The following is a 3,431-nucleotide window of genomic DNA, read 5'->3' as shown; positions in this document are numbered from 1 at the left end:
CTGGTGGGTTGTCTCGGGTGGCGGGTCATCGAGGGGCAGGACGTGGTGAGGCTGAGGTGGGCGGAAGAGGAGATGGCAGTGCGCCAAGCCCGGAAGAGGCAGCGAAAGTTGGAGGAGGAGTTGCTGTGAGACGAAACGGGAGGCTTATCAGAGCCTGGATGGTGCTGAACAATATCAAAAATAATGATGTTGCTAAAATGGCTGGCCTGACATCGCCTATTGTTTCGAGAACTATTCACGGAGAGAAAAACAACGCAAGAGTATTATCGACCCTGAAGGAAATGGGGTGTCCTGTAAAGATTCTGGCTTTTCCAGGATTGATAGGTGAAGCGAAATGAGTACCTTTCCGGCCTACCTGACAGCGCAGGAAATTGCGGAACATGCGATTCAGGGAATCCCTGCAACAAAGCGGGGAGTGGCGGTCTGGTTAAAGCGCGGAGGAATCGTTGGTTGTGAACGCGCCGGTCGCGGCGGGGGCTACGAATACCCCCTCTCCTCCCTCCCCGAAGCCGCGCAAATGGCGGTTATCGAAAAATACGCCGACACCGTAACCCTTGCTGACGCCGTGGGGTTGTCCGATCTGGCTCGGGCGGCCATCGAGCGGGCGGTGGCGCGGCGGGAGCGGCCCGCGATGGAGGAATTGCCGGCCCCGATCCAACGGAGGCTGCGCCGCTCCCGCCCCACGCCGGACGGCGAGGCCGGGTTGGTGGCTTACAAAAACGCCCCGACCTACAACCGGAAGGAAGCGGATCGTCGCTTTGCGATCATGCAGGCCTTCCGGGCTTATCACACCCGCATCGGTGGGGCCATCAAGCCCGCCATGCAGGCCTTTTGCGAGGCGTTGGATTCCGGGATGGAGTTTTTGCCGGAGGAGGCTCGCGGAATGCCCTTCTCGGCCCGGTCCCTGCTGCGCTGGCACACCGAAATGAAGCGGGCCGGGGTTGGCGGGCTGCTGGCCAAACATGGCAACAGAAAGAATTGTTTCAAGATTAGCGAACAAGCCAAGAATTTTGTTATTTCGATGGTTGTGGAATATCCCCACGCCCAGTACCGAATGATCGAGGAAGCGGCAAAGACCCGGTTCGAGGCAGCACCGCCTTATGACACCATCCGGGCGGTGATCAAGATCTGGAAAGAGCAAAACAAGTCGCTCTATCTGTTTTTGACCAACCCGGACGAATGGAAATCGCGTCATGCGGTGGCCTTTGGCAGCAAATCCGAGGATGTCACTGCGCTGAACCAGCGCTGGGAGATGGACAGCACCAAGGCGGATCTGATCCTGGCGGACGGTCGCCGTCACGTCATTGTGGGGGTGATCGACATCTACAGCCGCCGCATGAAGCTGCATGTCTCCTTGACTTCGTCGAGTGCTGCGGTGACCGCGACGCTGCGCCGGGCGATCCTGGACTGGGGCAAGCCGCAGGAGGTCGTTACGGACAACGGGTCCGACTACGTCTCCAAGCACATGGTGCGGGTGGCGCAATCCCTTGGGATCGAGCAATACCTGTGTGACCCCTTCCAGCCACAACAAAAACCGTTCATTGAGCGCCATCTGGGCACCTTATCCCATAGCCTAATGGAGCTGTTGCCGGGCTATGTGGGCCACAGCGTGGCGGATCGGAAGGCCATCGAGGCCCGCAAGAGCTTTGCCCAGCGGCTGATGCACCAGGGGGAGACCATCGAGATCCCCCATCTGGATGCGCCTGGGTTGCAGGAGTTTTGCGACCTCTGGACGGAAAAATACCACGCCAACCGCAGGCATCGCGGGCTGAACGGGCGCACCCCGCTGGAGATGGTAGCGACCTGGGCTGATCCGGTGGAGCGGGTGGCGGATGAGCGGGCCTTGGACATGCTGCTGTGCCCCGCCCCCAAGGGCGAGGGGACGCGGGTATTTGGCAAGAAGGGCATCCAGGTGGGCAACCGCTACTACATCGCCCGGGAGCTGGCTGCGGCGGTGGATGTGGGGGAAGAAGTCGAAGTGCGGATCGACGAGAGCGACCTGGGGCGCATCTTTGTCTTTGGGCTGGACGGGCGGTTTATCGCGGTGGCGGAAGACCCCTCCTGGGCGGGCATCTCCCGCAAAGAGGAAGCGGTGGCCGCCAGGAGGCTGCAGAAAGACCGCATGAACAAGGCTTGCGCCGTAGTGAAAAAGCAGGCCAAAGAGGCCGGTCTTGGGGGCATCTACGCGGAGATCATCGCCAATCGGGCGGAGGGTGTGAAGAACGTGGCCTTCCTGCCGCGCCCCGCCAAGACGGTCACCACGCCCGCGCTGGAAGAGGCTGGCAAGGCAGCCAAGGTGGCCGATCCGTCGGTCTCGCCGGCCCCTTCGCGCCCCGAAACACCGCGCAAGGGGCTGGCCGAGATTGTAGGCCGCATCGGCAAGGAGCCGCTGCCGGAGAGCCGCATGGACCGGTACCGCCGGGCCAAGGGTATCGAGGCCGCGATGGAGCGTGGCGAGGAGGTACCGGAAGAGCAAAGGACGTGGCTCTCCCGGTACCAGCAGGGCTCGGAATACCGGGCTGAGTCGGTGGTGGATAAGCTGCGGGCGGCAAAGTAGGGAAACAAGGCGACACGGGCGAAAGGAAAGGCTACAACATGTTTAATGATAAAAGTATATCAGGAATGGGAAACGTTGCGGCATTACGCAACGTTGGGGCTTTGGCGGAAGTCGTGGAGTACATCACCAGTCGGGAGGAGCATTTGCCCGGACTGGGCTGTTATTACGGGCCAAGCGGATACGGCAAAAGCACTGCCGCCGCCTATGTCCACGCCCAGTACCAGGGGATTTTTGTTGAGCTGGGAAGCACCTGGAACCGCAAGTACCTGTTGCAGCAAATCCTGCGGCAGATGGGGGTGGAGCGGCCCAGCGGTACCTTGCCGGAGCTGATGGAGGAGGTGTGCCGCATCCTCTCCGGGATACGCAAGCCGCTGATCCTGGACGAGGCGGACATCCTTGTGGCCAAGGGACTGGTGGATATGGTCCTGGAGATCCACCAGAAGACCGTAAAGCCGGTCATCGTGCTGATCGGTGAGGAGAAACTGAAGGACAAGCTGCGCTCCTGGGAGAAGGTGCATAACCGGTTTTTGCGGTGGGAGGCAGCGGTTGCGGCGGATCTGGAAGACGGCAAGGCCCTGCGCGACCTCTACTGCCGCAAGGTGGAGGTGGCGGACGACCTGTTGGAGGCCATCTGCATCGCGTCCCAATGGGTGCCCCGGCGCATCTGCGTCAACCTGTCCATGGCGCAGGAGTCGGCCATCAACCAGGGCGCAGAGCGCATCGATCTGGCCAGGTGGGGTAAGGGGAGCTTTTACACCGGGCACGCGCCGGAGCGGAGGGTGGCATGAAACCGACCGCGCTCAAAGGGCTGGACCAGGTGTGGGCTGTCATCCGCAGCCTGAGTATGCCCTCGGACCGGGGGTGGACGTATCAC

General features: G+C 61.4%; 3 protein-coding genes. All 3 read left to right on the top strand.

The features are described 5' to 3' along the window. Positions 1 to 125 precede the first annotated feature (125 nt). The 3 genes from HQL56_18950 to HQL56_18940 all read left to right on the top strand — a co-directional run bounded on the left by HQL56_18950 (position 126) and on the right by HQL56_18940 (position 3,345). Entirely contained in the window at positions 126 to 338 is a 213-nt protein-coding gene (locus HQL56_18950; protein MBF0311595.1) for an XRE family transcriptional regulator, read from the top strand. Further along, positions 335 to 2,557 (top strand): transposase, encoded by a 2,223-nt coding sequence (locus tag HQL56_18945; GenBank protein MBF0311594.1) that lies wholly within the window; start codon positions 335 to 337, stop codon positions 2,555 to 2,557. The genes HQL56_18950 and HQL56_18945 overlap by 4 nt, the downstream gene beginning before the upstream one ends. Before the next feature lie 65 nt (positions 2,558 to 2,622). Then, entirely contained in the window at positions 2,623 to 3,345 is a 723-nt protein-coding gene (locus HQL56_18940; GenBank protein ID MBF0311593.1) for an ATP-binding protein, read from the top strand. The last annotated feature ends 86 nt before the right edge of the window (positions 3,346 to 3,431 follow it).

The organism is Magnetococcales bacterium (assembly GCA_015231925.1).
Classification (GTDB): Bacteria; Pseudomonadota; Magnetococcia; order Magnetococcales; family JADGAQ01; genus JADGAQ01.
The sequence above is the reverse complement of the archived record's forward strand: the minus strand, read 5'-3'. Positions and strand labels throughout refer to the sequence as shown.

Excerpts from the sequence above, each read along its gene's own strand:
- HQL56_18945 (MBF0311594.1), top strand. The coding sequence starts at position 335 with ATGAGTACCTTTCCGGCCTACCTGACAGCGCAGGAAATTGCGGAACAT.
- HQL56_18940 (MBF0311593.1), top strand. The coding sequence starts at position 2,623 with ATGGGAAACGTTGCGGCATTACGCAACGTTGGGGCTTTGGCGGAAGTC.